Raw genomic sequence first — 17,333 nt, 5'->3', positions numbered from 1 at the left:
TGCTTCTTATGTCTAGCAAAAGGGTGAGCTCAATCATGTCTGAAAATTCAGTAGAGTCAAAAGCACAAACCAAGGTTCCCGTTACCAGCAAAGGGGCGAAGACGCGGCAAAAGCTGCTGGACGTAGCAGAGGAGGTGTTTGGAACAAAAGGGTATTTCGCAGCCTCTATTGTAGACATCACCCAACAAGCCAAGGTCGCCCAGGGTACGTTCTACAACTACTTTGAATCCAAGTACGAAATTTTTGCCGAGCTTTTGACCCAGCTGAGCCGGGATTTCCGCGGCCAGATACGGCAGGGGCTCGCTCAGGCAAAAAGCTATGAGGAGGCGCAGCGAATCGGCTTCCGCGTCTTCTTCACCTGGGTTCAGTCACACCGCAACTTATACAGCATCGTCCAGCAGGCTGTGCTCGTGGACGAATCATTGTACCGCGCCTACTACGAGCGTCTGGCCAAGGGGTATGTCAAAGGACTGGAAGAAGCGATGGGAGCAGGCGAGTTTAAGAGCCTGCACGCCGAAACCATTGCGTATTGCCTGATGGGAATCAGCCAGTTCATCGGGATGCGGTGGGTGTACTGGGAAGGCAAGGATGTGCCGGGAGAAGTTTTTGACGATGCGATGACGATGATTTTTCAAGGTTTATCCAATTCCTCATCAGAAGGAAAGGTGGGTACGAATGGAAGGAATCGTGAAGTGGATTGAAAAGCGGGCGGAGACAGCACCGGAGAGGACCGCGCTCATCGGGGAGCGGAGGGAGCTCAATTATCGGGATATGAGCCGGGAGATTAACCAGACGGCCCGGCTTCTATCCGATCAGCATGCGGTAAAAAAGGGGGAGCGGATCGCAATCCTCGCGGGGAACGGCGTGGAGTACATGGTCCTGTTATTTGCCATCGCCAAGCTGGGTGCGATTGCGGTCGTTCTCAACACCCGGCTGACAGCACCCGAGCTGACGTTTCAGCTCAATGACAGCGGAGCCGGTTTGTTGGTGGCGGAAGGATGCTACAGGGAGCTCGGGACACAGCTCGTCGCTGGGAGCGGGCTCGCGGATGTTCTCTGGTTTGACCCCCATGGTCTCACTGCTGAACGGCTTGAGGACCGTATCAGCGAGTGTGAGGGGACATTCGGCGAAACCGGCGCAGACGCCTCGCTGCCGTTTATCATCTGCTACACCTCGGGCACGACGGGTCGGCCGAAGGGAGCCGTCCTGACCCAGGAAAACATGTTTTGGAACGCTGTCAACAACTGCCTCGGCCTGGACATAACTTCCGCAGATCGGATTATGGCCTTATTGCCGCTGTTCCATATCGGCGGGATCGGCCTGTTCTCCCTTCCCGCACTGTTTGCCGGCGGGTGCGTCATCTTGCCCGACAGATTTGAGCCGGAGCGAGTCCTGAAGATGATCGAGGAGCACCGGGTGACCATCGCGCTGGGGGTTCCGACGATGCATGATTTGCTCAGGAAAAGTCCCGCTTTCGAGGGAACCGACCTCAGCTCTCTTCGGTGGCTGTACAATGGAGGCGCACCTTGCCCGCATGAGCTGATAACCTACTATCTCGACAGGGGCATCCCATTTGGCCAGGGGTACGGAATGACGGAAACCTCGCCGACGGTCTTTTTGCTCTCGAAAGAGGATTACACGAAAAAAGTCGGTTCCATCGGAAAGCCGGTTCTCTATTGCGACATTCGGATTGTAGACGATGAAGGGCGAGATGTGAAGGCCGGTGAGATTGGAGAACTGCTCGTCCGGGGACCGCACGTGATGCAGGGCTATTGGAATTTACCGGAGGAGACGAACAAAGCCCTCCGCGATGGATGGCTATCCACCGGAGATTTGGTCCGAGCGGATGAAAATGGCTTTGTGTATGTGGCAGGCCGCAAGAAAGAGATGATTATCTCGGGCGGTGAGAATGTGTATCCACTGGAAATCGAGCAAGTGATACGCGAGCTTCCATCGGTAGATGAGGCAGCTGTGGTAGGAGTAGTCGACCTCAAATGGGGGGAAGTTCCGGCAGCAGCAGTTGTGCTTAAAGAAAGGAGCCCGGAAGACGAGGGGGAAGCAGAGACTTCCCAAGAGCAATCCCGGTTGGAAGAGGTACAATCGCATTGCATGCGCCGTTTGGCGAAGTACAAGGTTCCCGCGACAATTGTTTTTGTAAGCGCTTTACCGAAGAACGCCACAGGCAAAGTTGACAAAAATCAGATAAAAATCATGTTGGAGAAGAGGATGGAGGAGAACAGACATGGCGACATTTGCAATCGGCCAGAAGGCCAGCTTCAGTAAGACGATTACGGAGAGCGACATCGTTCAGTTTGCCGGACTGAGCGGCGATTTCAACCCGATCCACATTGACAGGGAATATGCCAAAGAGACTCGATTTGGCCAGCGGATTGCGCATGGACTATTGACGACAAGCTTGCTGTCCGGTTTGCTCGGGATGCATCTGCCTGGGAAAGGCTCGGTCTATTTAAGTCAGACGCTGCGTTTCGTGAAGCCGGTACTGATCGGCGATACAATCACGGCACATGCGGAAGTCCTGTCTTTTTCCGAAGAGAAGCGTGTGCTGACGTTAAAAACAGATTGCTTTAATCAAAACGGCGTCCTGGTTTTGGAAGGAGAAGCTGCGATGCTAGTGCCCCGAGAGGAGGCGTCTGCATGACACTAGCGAAGAACGTGGGGATCGTCGACACAGGCATGTTCTTTCCGCCGCAAGTGCAGACAGCCAGTCAGATGGCGGAGCAGACAGGAATTCCTGAGGAAGCCATTATCGAAAAATTTGGTCTAGTGAAAAAACATGTATCGGACCATGACTTGCATGCCTCCGATATGGCTGTCCGGGCTGCACTGCCGATTCTGGAAAAGGTCGACCGGAATGACATCGATGTCGTGATCTACTTCGGGAGCCCCTACAAGGACTATCAGGTATGGTCGTGCGCTCCCAAGATTCAGCATGAGCTGGGGCTGAACAATGCCTATGCGTTTGAAATGATGAATGTCAGCTCCTGTTTTCCCATTGCGCTCAAGGTGGCGAAGGATATGCTGGTGTCTGACGACTTTATCCGAAATGTTTTGCTTGTGGGCGGCTGCAAGGAATCCCATCTGATCGACTACGAAAACACCCGCTCCAGGTTCATGTTCAACTTCGCTGACGGAGGAGCAGCGGCGCTCGTTCAGCGGGGAGCGCAAACAAGCAGGATTTTGGCCTCTGCCATCATGACAGACGGATCTTTTCACGATGACGTCAAGGTGCCTGCAGGCGGCTCCAGGATGCCGGCAAGCACATTGACATTGCAGGAGCGCCTTCATTCGATCGATGTAAAAGACCCGGCAAGCATGAAAAGCAGGCTCGATCCGGTTTCGGTGCCCAATTTTGTTCAGGTCGTCAAAACGGCCGTCGCCAGGAGCGGGTACACGCTGGCAGATATCGATTGCCTCCTGCCGCTTCACACAAAACGGTCGATGTTTGAAGAATTGCTCGCCCAACTCGGCTTGCAGGAGGAGCAGGCAATTTATCTCGATGAGTACGGTCATATGTCGGCACTCGATCCATGTATCGGCCTTCACCTGGCCCGGGAGCGGGGAATGTTGCAAGACGGCAGCCTCGCCGTGGCACTCAGTGCCGGGACAGGATACACCTGGGCAGCAACGGTGATCGAATGGGGCAGTGGAGCAAAGTAATAACAACGAATCGAAGAGAGGGATCGGAAATGGTTCGTATAAAAGGCTGGGCAAGAATAGGGCTGGCAGCGTCACTGGCCGGGGTCATGATGCTTGCGGCGGCGTGCGGAAACGGTGCCGCCACGTCGCCTTCCGGGCAGGGGGATGCGCAAGGGCAGACAGGGAGTGCAGCAGGGCAGAAGGAGCCGATCAAAATCGGCGTTCTGGCGTCAATGACAGGCGCTTTGGAGGACTACGGCAAGCAAACGGTGCGCGGCTTTGAATTGGGACTGGATTACGCGACTGAAGGCAGCTTGATGTTAGACGGCAGACCGCTTCAATTCATAGTCGAGGATACCGAGACAAAAGCGGACGTGGCGGTAAAAAAGGCAACGAAGCTGATCGAAGACGAAAAAGTAGATTTTCTCGTCGGTTCTTCCAGCTCGGCAGACACGCTGGCGGTCGTGCCTCTCGCTGAAGAATACAAAAAAGTTATGATTGTCGAGCCTGCCGCCGCAGACAGCATCACCGGAGCCAACTGGAACAAGTATATTTTCCGCACGCAGCGCAATTCCTCGCAGGATGCGATCGCAGCTGCACTCGCGATTGCCAAAAACGGGACGCGGATCGCCACCCTCGCTCAGGACTACGCGTTCGGACGGGATGGAGTGGAGGCATTTAAGGAAACGGCCGTCAAGCTGGGAGCCGATATTATCCTGGAGGAGTACACCGATCCGAAAGCTACAGATGTCACAGCCAATTTGCAAAAAATCATCCAAGCGAAGCCGGATTACCTTTACGTCGTCTGGGCAGGGGCAAATACCCCGTGGAACCAGATCGCCGACATGAAGCTGCAAGAGCAGGGCATCAAGCTGTCGACGGGTACGGCCAATTTTGCTGCCTTGAAAACGATGAAGTCGCTGGTTGGGATGGAGGGCTTCACGCTCTATTACTACGATTTGCCGAAAAACAAGGTAAATGACTGGCTGGTAGAGCAGCACAAGAAGCGGTTCAACGGAGAAGCCCCCGATCTGTTCGTGCCGGGCGGGATGTCGGCTGCCATCTCTATTGTCGAAGCGCTGAAAAAGACAGGCGGAGACACGGACGCAGAAAATCTGATCAAGGCGATGGAGGGCATGACGTTTGAATCGCCCAAAGGTCCGATGACGTTCCGTCCGGAAGATCATCAGGCCCTCCAGTCGATGTATGTCATTACGCTGAAAGACAAAGAGGGCTTCGATTATCCGGTGCCGGTCCTGATGACAGAGCTCGACCCGGACGAGACTGCCCCGCCGATCCGCAACAAGAAATAAAGCCGCGGTAATTTCATGCAGAAAGGACGAGAAAACAAGATGGAACCGATCCTGGAGACCCGCGATCTGACGGTTGCATTTGGCGGGCACACAGCTGTAGGCGGCGTCAGCGTCAAAGTGATGCCCCGTACCTTTACATCGATCATCGGCCCGAACGGTGCCGGCAAGACCACTTTTTTCAATCTGTTGAGCGGTCAGCTGCGTCCGACGGGAGGTCAAGTGCTTCTCGGGGGAAAGGACATCACAAGCCTTTCCCCCGCCAGGAGAACGCGCATGGGCATAGGACGCTCCTTTCAGATCACCAACGTGTTTCCCTCGCTTACCGTACTGGAAAATGTTCGCCTCGCCGTGCAAGCGCAGGCAGGAATCTACTACAAACTGTTCGCAAGCCCCGCCAAATATGCAGCCTTTGAGGAAAAAGCCCATGCATTGCTGGAAACCGTGCTGTTGAAAGGGAAAAACGCTTCGCTTGCAAAGCACTTGGCTCACGGGGAGAAGCGCAAGCTGGAAATTGCCATGCTGCTTGCCTTGGAAACGGAGCTCCTCCTTTTGGATGAGCCAACGGCGGGCATGTCGCTAGAGGAAGTCCCGGCGATTCTTGAGGTGATACGGAAGATCAAGGCGGAAGGAAATCGGACGATCCTGCTGATCGAGCACAAGATGGACATGGTGCTGGACTTGTCTGACCGACTGATGGTGCTGTTTCACGGAAAGCTTCTGGCAGAGGATACCCCTGAGACGATCATGCAGGATGAACGAGTCCAATCCGCCTATCTGGGAGGTATGTATGACGACGCTTCTTAGTGTACAGCAAATCGAGACGTACATCGGGCAATACCACATTCTCCAGGGCATCTCGTTTGAGATCAGGAAGGGAGAGGTTACGGTACTGCTTGGCCGCAACGGCGCAGGAAAAACCACCACGCTCCGTTCCTTGATGGGATTGACGCCGCCAGCGAAGGGAAAAGTCGTGTTCAACGGGGACGAAATTCAGCGGTTGCCCGTACACGAAATCGCCCGCCGCGGAATCGGCTACGTACCGGAGGACCAGGGCCTGTTTTCGGGGTTGACGGTTGGGGAAACCTTGCAATTGGCCATGCAGAAAAAGGACGAGGCGACTCGGCAGCGTCTGGAGTGGATGCTTCAGTTATTTCCTGATTTGAAAACGTATTGGAAAAAACAGTCGGGCGTGCTGAGCGGAGGCCAAAAGCAGATGCTGGCTATTGCCAAGGCGTATCTCAATGACAATCAGCTGCTTTTGATCGATGAGCCAAGCAAGGGATTGGCTCCAATCATGGTGGAAAAAGTCATACATTCTTTGCGCGAAATGAAGGACTCGGTGACAGTCGTACTTGTGGAACAAAATTTCATGATGGCAAGTGCCATCGGTGACCGATATTACATCATCGATGACGGTCGGACTGTTCATTCAGGCATAATGAATGATTTAAAACACAATGAACAAATAAAACGGAAGTATTTGGGGATCGCCTGAGAGAACGGGGAGGGGTGACGGTTGGACGTACTGTTGAACCTGACGATCAATGGACTAGCCACAGGCTGCCTGATCTTTTTGTTAGCTGCGGGACTAAGCCTCATTTTTGGCTTAATGGATGTGCTGAATTTCGCTCACGGTGCCATTTTTGCCTGGGGGGCTTATGCAGGGGGCTGGTTCTATATGGAGACGGGCAGCTTTGTCCTTGGCATCGCTGGTGCTGTCGTGGTAGGGGTATTGCTTGGTCTTGCCCTGGAGCGGTGGATCATCAAGCCGGTCTATGGAAATCACGTATCACAAATTTTAATTACGCTCGGGGTGCTGCTTGTGTTGAACGAGTGCATCAAGGTCTTATTCGGCCCTAATCAAATCAGCGTGGAGCCACCTGCACTGCTCCGCGACAGCTGGATGGTTGGCGGCGTCATTTTGATCAAATACCGTCTGTTCGTGATCGCTGCCGGTGTGCTTGTCTTTATGGGACTTCATTACGTGTTGAAACACACCAGACTGGGCCTGATCGTGCGAGCGGGCGTCATGAACAGGGAAATGGTCGAAGCGCTGGGCATCAATATCAAACGTGTGTTTCTGTTCGTCTTTTTACTCGGGTCCGGGATGGCAGCATTAGGCGGCATGCTGTTTGCTCCGTACTCCGGTGTGATTCACGCCGAAATCGGGATGGATTATGGCATTCTTGCATTTATTGTGGTCGTCATTGGGGGAATGGGAAGTTTGGGCGGATCGGCGCTGGCAGCAGTGCTGGTCGGCCTTCTGGGAGCGTTCATGGCGTACTATGTGCCGAGTGCGGCTCTGGCGGTAAATATGCTCCTGATGCTGGTGATCTTGATGTTCCGGCCGACGGGGCTTGCGGGAGGGAAGGGAGCTTGATGAACCGGGGGAAAACATCTACAAGGGTTCTTTTCGGGTTGGCGGCTCTGCTTGCACTGCTCCCGCTGGGGATTGAATCGAAGAGCATGTTGATCCTGTTGACGCAAATTTTTCTTTACGCTGTGTTCGCCATGAGCTATGACATCCTGCTTGGTTATACCGGAATTATCTCTTTTGGACACGCGATGTTTTTTGGGATCGGTGCTTATACGACCGGGATCTGGATGAGTAAGTGGGAGGCGTCTCTTCTCTCGCTGTGGTTGGCACTGGTCACCTCGGTTATTTTGACGGGCTTGGTCAGCTATGTGATCGGTGCGCTGTCCCTGCGGTTAAAAAGCCATTATTATGCGATGCTGACGCTGGCGTTTGCCGGGCTGTTTTTCGTCCTCGCGGAAAAATGGCGAAGCCTTACAAAAGGGAATGATGGCTTTACCTTTCCCATCCCAGATGTACTTAGGGACCGGACAGCGCTCTATTGGCTTGCTCTCGTTTTTTTGCTCGTCTCCTTTTGGCTGCTGAGACGATTTACCGAGTCTCCGGTCGGCAAGGTACTGCAGGCCATTCGCGAAAATGAGCAGCGCACCGAGTCGCTTGGCTATGACGTGCTCCGCTACAAGATCATCGCTAGTATTGTCGCTGGAGTGATGGCAGGGATGAGCGGCGTCATGTATGCGCTCACGTTGCGGTTCGTCAATACGGCAGTATTTTCCACCAATGTGACGCTCGATGCCTTGCTGATGACGATTATCGGTGGAGTAGGCACGTTGTACGGCGGGTTTATCGGTGCCGCCTTGATATTGCTGGCGCACACATTGTTAACGGATCTGGCTGGCGTTCACTGGATTTTTGAGCGTTGGATGATCTTTTTTGGAGGTGTTTATATTCTTGCGGTGATGTTTTTCCCGCAGGGGATTATGGGGACCATCCGCCAGTGGCGCCAGAAAAAGAAACAAGCGACAAAGCTTGCGGGTCAGCCTGAATAAGTGGTTTCCACAAATCCAGGCCTCCTTTTCGTCCTACGGGCAAAAGGAGGCTTTTTGCCATCCTGCGAAAAAAGGGCGAAGTTTTTTCGACAGGTGAAGAGTTTTCCGACGGGCGAAGAAGCTGGACGCCGATGCAGAAAGCCCGTAGACTAAGGGCAAAGAAACACGAATGCAACGGGAAGCGGAGGAGCCAGAATGCAGCAGAACCGTTTTGGCGAACAAGGAAAAGCTATCGTCATCGGCGCGGGAATCAGCGGTTTGTGTACAGCCATTGCCCTGCAGAAGATAGGCTGGAAGGTGGAAGTGTATGAGCGCGCCCGTGAATTGAAGGGGATTGGGGCGGGCATTGTTTTGGCGGCCAATGCGATGAAGGCGCTCGTGAAGCTGGGAGCGGCAGAGCGGGTTCGCAGCTTCACGAGCGCCCGTCAAGCGGGCGGAGATACGCGAGTGGAACGGTCGTCTGCTGGTGAGTCTGCCAGTAGAAGAGCAGGCAAAACGGTACGGCGCCGATAGCTACATGATCCACCGTGCCGATCTGCAGGAGGCCCTTGTGGAGGCGGTCAATCAAGAGACCATTTGCGTGGGTCATCGGTTGCTTGGCTTTACTCAGGGAGAGCATGGGGTGCGGGTCTGCTTCGAGAATGGTGCCGAGGCGCACGGCGATATCCTGATCGGAGCGGACGGGATTCACTCGCAAGTACGACGCCAGCTTTTCGGAGAGGAACCGCTGCGGTACTCCGGCTACACGGCTGTCAGGGGCATTACCACCTATGACCATGAGCGCTATCCGGTGGAGACGGGCGGCGGTTTTGAGGCCTGGGGAAAAGGAGTTCGCTTTGGCCTCTCTCACATTGGCAAGGGGCGGGTACACTGGTTTGCTGCCATCAATGCCGCGGCAGGAGCGGAAAAGCTGATGGCGGGCGATAAAGAGTCGGTGCTGAGTCGTTTTTTCGACTGGTACGCGCCGGTTCGTGAGTGCATCGCCCAAACGGATTCTGTAAACATGCTGTGGAATGACATTTACGACCGAAAGCCGCTGCGACGCTGGAGTGTCGGCAGGGTGACACTGGCCGGTGATGCGGCGCATCCGATGCTTCCCAATCTGGGGCAAGGGGCGGGACAAGGAATGGAGGATGCTCTGGTTTTGGCCCGTTGCCTCCAACAAGAAACCGTATGTGAAGATGGGGAGGAAGACGGGTTGGAGACGGCACTCAGGAAGTATGAGACAGAGCGGATGAGCCGTACCGCGGCCATTACTCGCGGATCACGGCTGATGGGCAGAATGGTTCAACTGGAAAATCCATTCGCGACAGCTTCCCGAAACCTGATGCTCAGGCTGATTCCGCCAACCGTACAAAGCAGAAGACTGGACTGGATCGTTGGTCATGAAGTATAAAGCAAAGAAGGGACCGGCATAAGGCGCGGTCCCTGAGCAGCCCGTTCATCTGAGCAGGTCGTTTATCGCTTGTGTTTTTCCTGATAATCCAGAAGTGCAGCGAGAAACACCTGACCGATCCTTACCATGGATCGCTCGTCGACATCAAATTTGGGGTGATGATGCGGATATGTGGCCTGAATTTCGGGATTTTGGCCGCCAACCATGAAAAAGGTGCCGGGACGTTCTCGGACGAAATAGGCGAAGTCTTCACCGCCCATCGCTGGCGGGAGGCGGATCACTTCTTCTTCTCCCCAGATTTGTCTGGCGACAGCAAACAGGGCCTCCGACTCTTCAGGATGGTTGTACGTGGCCGGGTAGCCGTGATTGTAAATGACCTCGCAGCGTGCCCCTGAAGCCTGGCAGGTAGCTTCCACGATCTGCTGGATCGATACCCTGGCTGCTTCCCGAACAGACTCGCTGTAGGTACGGATCGTTCCCTTCAACACGATGGAATCCGGGATGACATTGAACGCGTCTCCGCCCTGGAATGTGCAGACGGAAACGACCACCTTCTCCAATGGATCGATACGGCGGCTGGCAATCATCTGCAGATTCATTACGATCTGACTGCCAATCACAATCGGGTCGATGGCTTGATGGGGATAGGCCGCGTGTCCGCCTTTTCCGGAGACATGAATCTCAAACTGGTCGGATGCGGCCGAGACGAATCCGCTGTTGATCCCAACGACCTCGCAGGGTAATTCCGAAGCGACATGCGCCCCGAAGACCACGTCCACTCCGTCCAGACAGCCGTCTTTTACCATCGCGATGGCTCCGCCCGGGGGAAGCTCTTCGGCAAACTGGTGGATAAACACGACGTTGCCGGGCAGTTCCTCTCTCACCTCGCTCAATACCTGGGCAACACCCAGCAGAGCAGCGGTATGAATGTCGTGACCGCATGCGTGCATGACACCGGGGACGCGTGATTTATAGGCGACCTCCTTCTCATCCTGTATCGGCAGGGCGTCAAAGTCGGCGCGCAGGGCGACCGTTTTCCCCGGCTTTCCGCCTTTGAGCAGGCCGACGACACCCATCCCGCCGACACCTGTTCGCACCTCCAGACCAAGCGCTGTAAGCCGGTCTGCCACTTTTTTCGCCGTATTCACTTCTTGAAAAGAAAGCTCAGGATACATATGCAGATCGCGCCGGATGCTCGTCATATCCGGAAACAGCTCCTGCAAACGCGAAAACAATTGGTCACGCATCGCCAATCACTCCTGTTTTGAATTTGGTTTGAAGGATCAAAAAAGGACATACACTATCATCTATGCCTGTAAGTATAGAGTCATTTATTGAATTTTCCAACACTTTATTCGGAAGCATATGCATAAGAGGTACCAAATAGCTGTTAGACCCGGAAAGAATGAATCCAACTTTGTCCCATTTGCAGGATGCAGAAGGGAATTGACGAATTGGGTTTATGAGAGAGTAGATTAGTCTGCTGGAAGGAGAATACAGAATGTTGTCCTGTCGAGATGAAGTGCTGCAATTAACGGATGAGCTTGTACGAGTTGAGAGTGTTGTCAATACACCGGGGGAGATCGATGTTGCGAGGGCTCTGCATCAAAAGCTGGCTTCGCTCCCTTATTTTCAGAAAAATCCGGAAAGACTGCTTCTTTCCCGGACGGTCAATGACGAACGGGAGCGTTACAACGTTCTCGCTTTTGTCGAGGGAACCAAAGCGCCAGCGAGCAACCGGACGGTTATTCTCATGGGGCATATCGATACAGTTGGTATAGAAGATTACGGTCATTTAAAGGAGAGAGCGTGTAGTCCTTCCGCATTAATGAAAGCGCTTCATCAGGAAACGCTGCCGCCATTGGTCAAACAGCAGCTTGAGTCTGGGGATTGGCATTTTGGTCGCGGCGTGCTCGATATGAAAAGCGGCGTCGCCAGTCATGTCTACCTGCTGAGCTATTACGCCGAACATCCGGACGAGCTGACCGGAAATCTGGTCCTGCTTGCCGAGTGTGACGAGGAGGACAGCTCGCACGGTGTGTTGTCCGGTTTAAAGGATCTGAAGCATTGGAAAGAAACATACGGTTTGGAGTATATCGCCCTGATCAACTCCGACTTTGTGGCGCCGCTCTATGAAGGGGATGAAAACCGTTACATCTACAAAGGAACCATCGGGAAGCTGCTGCCGTCCTTTTTCATTACGGGTGCAGAGACACATGTAGGCTCCTGTTTTGAGGGGCTTGACCCCAATTTTCTCGCTGCCGAGCTGACACGGCAGATCAGCTATAATCCAGAGCTTTGCGATGAAGCGCTGGGCGAGATACCGGTGCCTCCTGTATCTTTAAAACAGACAGACCTCAAGCCCTCCTACACGGTGCAAACAGCGTTGTCCGCGTATGTGTACTACAATTTCTTTACGGTTTCCTGGTCACCGAAAGAAGTGCTGGACATGCTGAAAAAACAGGCAGAGATTGCGTTTGCCAATGCGCTGGCCTGTCTCGACAGCCGCTACCGGCAATACCGGGAACGCTGTGGGGAATCCTATCATCCGCTGCCGTGGAAGCCGCGTGTCATGATTTACGAAGAGATGAACCGGCAGTTGCGCGAGGAGCATGGGGATCGTTTTGAACAGCATATGAAAGCTTTCAAAGCGCAACTGTTGCTGGATGAAAGTCTGGATACGCGCATGTTCGCTGCCAGAGTGGTGGAAGAAGAATGGAGCTGGATGAAAGACAAGAGTCCGGCCATCATTCTGTTTTATTCCTCACTCTACTCTCCAGCCATCGACCTGGCCGGAAAAGACGAACGGGAAAGGGAACTGCTGCAAGCTCTGGAGGAAGCAGTGGCTGCAGTCCAGCCGCATTACGCATACCCCATCGTAACCAAAAACTTCTTTCCCTATATTTGCGATATGAGTATGGTCTCGCTGCGCGATGATGAAGCAGGCATTCGGGCTGTGAGCGACAATAATCCGGGCTGGGGAACCAAGCATTACGTTCACTACCAGGATATCCGCGATCTGAATGTGCCTGCGATCAATGTAGGTCCCTACGGCTATGACGCCCATAAAAAATATGAGCGGATGGAGATTGCGTTTTCCACCGAAATCGTCCCGGAAGTAACCAATCTCGTGATCCGCAAACTGATTGGAGAGAAGTAAACCTAGACACGTCCTGCCGGGTGTACTAGAATGAACGAGACCATGACCCGGTACGATTGGCTTAGAAAAGAGCAATCGCTGGGTGGCAGTATTGGGGTAAAAAGTATGATAATGACAATGACCAAGAAGCCTCGTGTGATGCTGGTAGTATGGATAGCAACCGCCATTTTGCTGGTACTGACGGCGATAAATGTGGCTGTCTCCTATCGAAACACGATGAAATCCGTATACATCGCGCTTGCGTCAAAGAGCATGCAGGAAGCTGAGAACATTGCCAGAGGTCTGGATGTCCCTACATACAAGGAGCTGGCAGCGAACCCTTCACGTGAACATGAGGCGTACAGACGGCTTCAGCAGCAATTGGAAGAAGCACGTCTGCAGATGGGGGCATTATATGTCTACACCTTGCAAATAGAGGAAAACCCGAAGGTTGGCAAAACGCTGCTCACGGCACATCCGCCAGATTTTTCCCAGCCATTTGACATAGGAAAGATTTGCAATGTGACAGCGGGGCAGATTGAACAGGTTCAAAGAGGAAGCAGTTATTATTCTGATGTGATTCACGACCCGCTTTATGGCGAATACGTATCAGCAGGGGCTCCGATCCGTGATCATACCGGAGAAGTAATTGGAATTCTTGGAATCGATGTCAGTACAGATACAATGCACAGCATAGGCAGCGAAGTCGTCCGCAGCAGTATGTTCACGTTTTTGTTCAATGTGATGTTTGTCGCTTTGCTGTTGCTCGTATTTTTTCTGTTGCAAGGTTGGTACAGGCGGGAACTGAAGCTGGCTGTTGGCGATGCGGAACGGACGTATCAGGACGAAATACGGTCCGTCATCGCTTCCATGCGCTCGGTGCGCCATGATTTTGTCAATCACATGCAGGTCCTGTACGGCTTGATTGAGTGTGGCTACCATGACAAAGCGCGAGACTATATCGGCACCCTGATCCGTGACGCCAAAATTCTCGACCTCTCTGTGCGTGTGCAAAATCCGGCCCTGATGGTCTTGTTCCATACGAAGTGGGAACAAGCGCAATCAAGGCGGATTTTGATGCAATTTGAGGTGGAGCAGCATCCATTTGACCGGATTCCTTCTGTGGATTTGATCAAAATTTTGTCTAATCTGCTGGATAATGCGATCGAGGCTTCGGAAGAGGCTGACGGACAAAAATACATTCGGATCAGTTGTCAGGCAAAAGAGTCAGCGTACTGGTTTACTGTGGAAAATTCGGGAAAAGAGATACGGGCCGAACATTTGAAGAGCATCTTTCAAGAGGGCGTCACCACCAAGCAAGGAGATGATGATTTGCCGCGTGGCGTTGGACTGACGATCGTCAAAGAGGTCGTCAGGAAATACCACGGGGACATTGATGTTCGGTCTGAGCGGGGAACGACGCAATTCTGTGTCCGTTTGCAAATTCCCGGCAATTGAAGAATCCCCCACTTAGGCTAACGCCTTGAAGTGGGGGATTCTTCCGATAAAAAAGAAGGCTGCCTTGGAAAGTGACAGGCTCCCCTTAGAGTAGAAGGTTGAAAATAAGCCGCTGCTCGAAGGGGGCTATCAAGTTCCGGACAGTCTTCTTTCTTCTAGGAAGCGCTCTGCGGGTTTAGGACTCTATAGGCAATCTGGCAACCGATTTCTCCCTGACGGGTCGAGTGATAGAGAAGATGGCAAACCCGAGTGAAAACAAGACAAATATGGCACCAACCCAAGGATTGTACAGCACGGAAGCCCGCTCGACAACGATTCCGCCAATGGCTGAGCCAAGTGCGATACCTGCGTGGAGAACAGAGGTGTTTAGTCCAAGCTGAATGTCAGAGGTTCCAGGTGCGGCGTGAATCAGGTAGTTTTGCTGTGCAGGGGAAATGGCCCAGCTCAGTGCACTCCATAAGATCATGACGATCAGGAAGATGTACAGAGATTTTGTCGCAAAAGGCAAGGAGGCCATGACCAGGGCAAAGCTGGAAATAATGAACAGCATGGATTTGGTTGGTCCCCATTTGTCTGCAATCCAGCCGCCGACACCCCCGCCTGTTACAGCGGCCAAGCCAAACACCAGGTAAATGATGCTGAGCCACCCAGCTTCCAGATGCATCGTCGTTTCCAGGTATGGTGTAAAGTAAGCGTACAGCGTCAAATGTCCGGTCAGCATAAACATGGAAATCAACTGAGCACTGACGATCTTCGAGTCTTTCAACGAGGCGAGCTGTACCCGCAACGGAACACTCGGAGATATCTGTACTTGCGGCAACTGCCGACTCAGGATCAGCATCGCAAGCAGACTCAAGGCGGCGATGAACCAGAACGGTGCCCGCCAGCCAAAAGCATTGCCCAAGGTCATGCCGAGCGGTACACCAAGAACCAGTGATCCGCTGATCCCCATAAAAATAATGCCCAACGCTCTGCCCCGATAAGCCGGTTCAACCAGCTGGGTAGCGATCGAGATGGACAGCACGGTCAGCAAGGCACCGCAGGCCGCTGAGAGAATGCGGGCCACTAACAGCAATGCATAGATGGGACTCAACGCCGCGAGAACATTGCTGAGGAAAAAACCAAAAAGGGCCGTGAGATACAAAGGTTTGCGCGGCATGCTGCGGGTTGCGTGCATCAGGATGGGTGCTGAGATGGCAAACGACAGGGAAAAGACCGTAATCAATTGTCCGGCCGCACTGAGAGGAATATTCAGATCTTCTGTGATCAGATTCATGGTGCCCCCGATAATCAGCTCCACCGTTCCGACCACGAAGGTTGCAATAGCAAGGATAAAGACGCGCGGATTCACAAAGATGCTCTCCTCTCGGTAAAATTAAATAAGGTTACCACTACGATGGTAACCTTTCTTGCGCGAGCACACAAGAGAAAATCCTGACAATATTAATAGCGCAGACGAATCAGCATTTTTCGGACTTCCTCATCTCCCATGAACAGATCATAATGCTTCTGGGTGATACTTGCCAAAGCCACATCATGATAGAAAAAGTCGGCAAAAAATTTGACGAAAGGCTGCGCTCGTGTCTGAATGGCCTGCCAGGCACCGTTCTCTTCACCGGCAAGGAGAATTTCTTCCTGGTCGACCACCACCAGTTGATACCGTTCGAGTCCCTCATGCTCCTCTGTTGGAACCAGCTCATGGACACGAGACAGCTTCCACTGGTTCCGGCCGACAACCAGCACTTCCACATCAATGCCTTCCCGCTCCCTTTCTTCAAGTAGCGCTGCATAAGCTGCAAAATCATCGCTCCAGGCTGAGAAGCGAATGGATTTGGTCGCGTTTTGAATCAAGTGTCTGCTTTCTGCGCGGATCGACGAAGCCGCTTTGAGATTCCAGATGCGGTCATCCCTGAGTGTTTTCTTTGTCAAAGAAGTTTTGAGCGCATCGATATCTTGTTCAAATTGTGTGGTCAGTTTATCAATCAGACTGCTGGGGGGAAGTGCCGTATACCATTTTTTCTTCTCAGAAAGAGAGTCCAGAACCAGTCCTTTCTCTACTAGCCGCTGGAGCACTTCATATATTTTTGCTTTCGGAACGCCTGAATGCTTGACAACCATAGTCGCGTCCATAGGTGTGTCGCCTGCGGCAAGGGCTTCGTATACCCTGCTTTCATAATGGGAGAACCCAAATGTTTCCAACATTGTCCTGTACCCTCCGAGTGAGTTGTTGCGAAAGATCCGTTCCGTCCTTCTGATCGGTACCATTATTATACTCCCTTTTTCCTTGGGGCTAAAGAAACGGTTGGGAAGTACGACGTATAGGGATTTTTTTTGTGAGATTGCACTCTCATCTGGTAAGCCTTACGTATCATCCTGATTTGGCGTTATACTACGGGAGAAGAATTAAACGACGACCATCAGATACAGGAGAGAAGAGGGAGGGGTCAGTCGATGAACGAGGAGATCTGGCGGGCGGTAGTCGAATGCGATCCCGCATATGATGGAAAATTTTATTACGGTGTGCTGACCACCGGTATCTTTTGCAAGCCATCCTGTAAATCAAGAACACCGAAACGAGAGCATGTCCGTATCTTTGCTACGCTCGATGAGGCACAAAGGACGGGTTTGCGCCCGTGCAAACGATGTCAGCCGCACAAGACAGGGTGGCAGTCTGCTGACGAGGAGCTGACACAGCGGGCGGAACAGCTGATCAGCGAGTGCTATACAGAGCCGTTGACGCTGCGGGAGATGGCAGCCCGGTTGTTTATCAGTCCGTACTACCTGCTTCGCTGCTTTCGCAGATTGCGAGACTGCTCACCCGGACAGTACCTGATCCGCAAACGACTGGAAGCTGCCCGGGAGCTGCTTCGCGGCACCAGCCTGTCGGTTGCTCAGGTCGCCCATCAAGTCGGATTTCGGAACAGCGCCCATTTTTCCCATGTTTTTCACCAAGAGATGAAGCAGACCCCGACTGAGTTCAGGCGGTCGACGAAGGAGGAATAACCAC

At 53.0% G+C, this 17,333-nt stretch carries 17 protein-coding genes; 14 read left to right on the top strand and 3 right to left on the bottom strand.

Annotated elements, in window-relative coordinates:
* The first annotated feature begins 35 nt into the window (after positions 1-35).
* The 11 genes from NDK47_RS18895 (at position 36) to NDK47_RS18850 (ending at position 9,729) form a co-directional block, all read left to right on the top strand.
* The gene (locus NDK47_RS18895; protein WP_251871327.1) at positions 36-701 is read left to right on the top strand and encodes a TetR/AcrR family transcriptional regulator; all 666 of its coding nucleotides are present in this window, start codon (positions 36-38) and stop codon (positions 699-701) included.
* On the top strand, positions 676-2,283 hold the full coding sequence (locus NDK47_RS18890) for an AMP-binding protein (protein WP_251871326.1): 1,608 nt from the start codon (positions 676-678) through the stop codon (positions 2,281-2,283). The genes NDK47_RS18895 and NDK47_RS18890 overlap by 26 nt, the downstream gene beginning before the upstream one ends.
* Positions 2,243-2,659: a MaoC family dehydratase gene (locus NDK47_RS18885; RefSeq protein WP_251871325.1), complete on the top strand. Its 417-nt coding sequence runs from the start codon at positions 2,243-2,245 to the stop codon at positions 2,657-2,659. Before NDK47_RS18890 ends, NDK47_RS18885 begins: the two co-directional genes overlap by 41 nt.
* Positions 2,656-3,678, top strand: coding sequence for a 3-oxoacyl-ACP synthase (locus NDK47_RS18880; RefSeq protein WP_251871324.1), 1,023 nt, complete (start codon positions 2,656-2,658; stop codon positions 3,676-3,678). Before NDK47_RS18885 ends, NDK47_RS18880 begins: the two co-directional genes overlap by 4 nt.
* Before the next feature lie 29 nt (positions 3,679-3,707).
* Positions 3,708-4,970 (top strand): substrate-binding domain-containing protein, encoded by a 1,263-nt coding sequence (locus tag NDK47_RS18875; RefSeq protein ID WP_251871323.1) that lies wholly within the window; start codon positions 3,708-3,710, stop codon positions 4,968-4,970.
* 39 nt (positions 4,971-5,009) lie between these two features.
* Entirely contained in the window at positions 5,010-5,774 is a 765-nt protein-coding gene (locus tag NDK47_RS18870; RefSeq protein WP_251871322.1) for an ABC transporter ATP-binding protein, read from the top strand.
* The gene (locus tag NDK47_RS18865) at positions 5,758-6,465 is read left to right on the top strand and encodes an ABC transporter ATP-binding protein (RefSeq protein WP_251871321.1); all 708 of its coding nucleotides are present in this window, start codon (positions 5,758-5,760) and stop codon (positions 6,463-6,465) included. Before NDK47_RS18870 ends, NDK47_RS18865 begins: the two co-directional genes overlap by 17 nt.
* 21 nt (positions 6,466-6,486) lie before the next feature.
* On the top strand, positions 6,487-7,350 hold the full coding sequence (locus NDK47_RS18860; RefSeq protein WP_251871320.1) for a branched-chain amino acid ABC transporter permease: 864 nt from the start codon (positions 6,487-6,489) through the stop codon (positions 7,348-7,350).
* Positions 7,350-8,333, top strand: a complete 984-nt coding sequence (locus NDK47_RS18855; protein WP_251871319.1) for a branched-chain amino acid ABC transporter permease — start codon at positions 7,350-7,352, stop codon at positions 8,331-8,333. The genes NDK47_RS18860 and NDK47_RS18855 overlap by 1 nt, the downstream gene beginning before the upstream one ends.
* Before the next feature lie 195 nt (positions 8,334-8,528).
* On the top strand, positions 8,529-8,846 hold the full coding sequence (locus NDK47_RS27730; RefSeq protein WP_322112066.1) for an FAD-dependent oxidoreductase: 318 nt from the start codon (positions 8,529-8,531) through the stop codon (positions 8,844-8,846).
* Complete coding sequence (locus NDK47_RS18850) at positions 8,800-9,729, top strand: FAD-dependent monooxygenase (RefSeq protein WP_322112065.1); 930 nt, start codon at positions 8,800-8,802, stop codon at positions 9,727-9,729. The genes NDK47_RS27730 and NDK47_RS18850 overlap by 47 nt, the downstream gene beginning before the upstream one ends.
* A gap of 62 nt (positions 9,730-9,791) precedes the next feature.
* On the opposite strand, the gene NDK47_RS18845 is transcribed toward NDK47_RS18850, so the two are convergent.
* Positions 9,792-10,976, bottom strand: a complete 1,185-nt coding sequence (locus NDK47_RS18845; protein ID WP_251871318.1) for a M20 metallopeptidase family protein — start codon at positions 10,974-10,976, stop codon at positions 9,792-9,794.
* Between the two features lie 254 nt (positions 10,977-11,230).
* On the opposite strand from NDK47_RS18845, the gene NDK47_RS18840 reads away from it, so the two are divergent.
* Positions 11,231-12,889 carry a M20/M25/M40 family metallo-hydrolase gene (locus tag NDK47_RS18840; RefSeq protein WP_251871317.1) on the top strand — a complete coding sequence of 553 codons (1,659 nt, stop codon included), beginning with the start codon at positions 11,231-11,233 and terminating at the stop codon, positions 12,887-12,889.
* Between the two features lie 30 nt (positions 12,890-12,919).
* Entirely contained in the window at positions 12,920-14,326 is a 1,407-nt protein-coding gene (locus NDK47_RS18835) for a sensor histidine kinase (RefSeq protein WP_251871316.1), read from the top strand.
* A 175-nt stretch (positions 14,327-14,501) separates the two neighbouring features.
* Here the strand turns inward: NDK47_RS18835 and NDK47_RS18830 are convergent, their stop codons facing one another.
* Together NDK47_RS18830 and NDK47_RS18825 are read right to left on the bottom strand one after the other, a co-directional pair.
* The gene (locus tag NDK47_RS18830; RefSeq protein ID WP_251871315.1) at positions 14,502-15,677 is read right to left on the bottom strand and encodes an MFS transporter; all 1,176 of its coding nucleotides are present in this window, start codon (positions 15,675-15,677) and stop codon (positions 14,502-14,504) included.
* Positions 15,678-15,769: 92 nt separating this feature from the next.
* On the bottom strand, positions 15,770-16,528 hold the full coding sequence (locus NDK47_RS18825) for a TrmB family transcriptional regulator (RefSeq protein WP_251871314.1): 759 nt from the start codon (positions 16,526-16,528) through the stop codon (positions 15,770-15,772).
* A gap of 249 nt (positions 16,529-16,777) precedes the next feature.
* Here NDK47_RS18825 and NDK47_RS18820 point away from each other — a divergent pair, with 249 nt between their 5' ends.
* Positions 16,778-17,329 (top strand): bifunctional transcriptional activator/DNA repair enzyme AdaA, encoded by a 552-nt coding sequence (locus NDK47_RS18820; RefSeq protein ID WP_251871313.1) that lies wholly within the window; start codon positions 16,778-16,780, stop codon positions 17,327-17,329.
* Positions 17,330-17,333 lie beyond the last annotated feature (4 nt).

Origin of the sequence: Brevibacillus ruminantium, from assembly GCF_023746555.1 — a bacterium.
Taxonomy (GTDB): Bacteria; Bacillota; Bacilli; order Brevibacillales; family Brevibacillaceae; genus Brevibacillus; species Brevibacillus ruminantium.
Note: the sequence above shows the minus strand (reverse complement) of the source record. Positions and strands in the feature narration are given on the sequence as shown.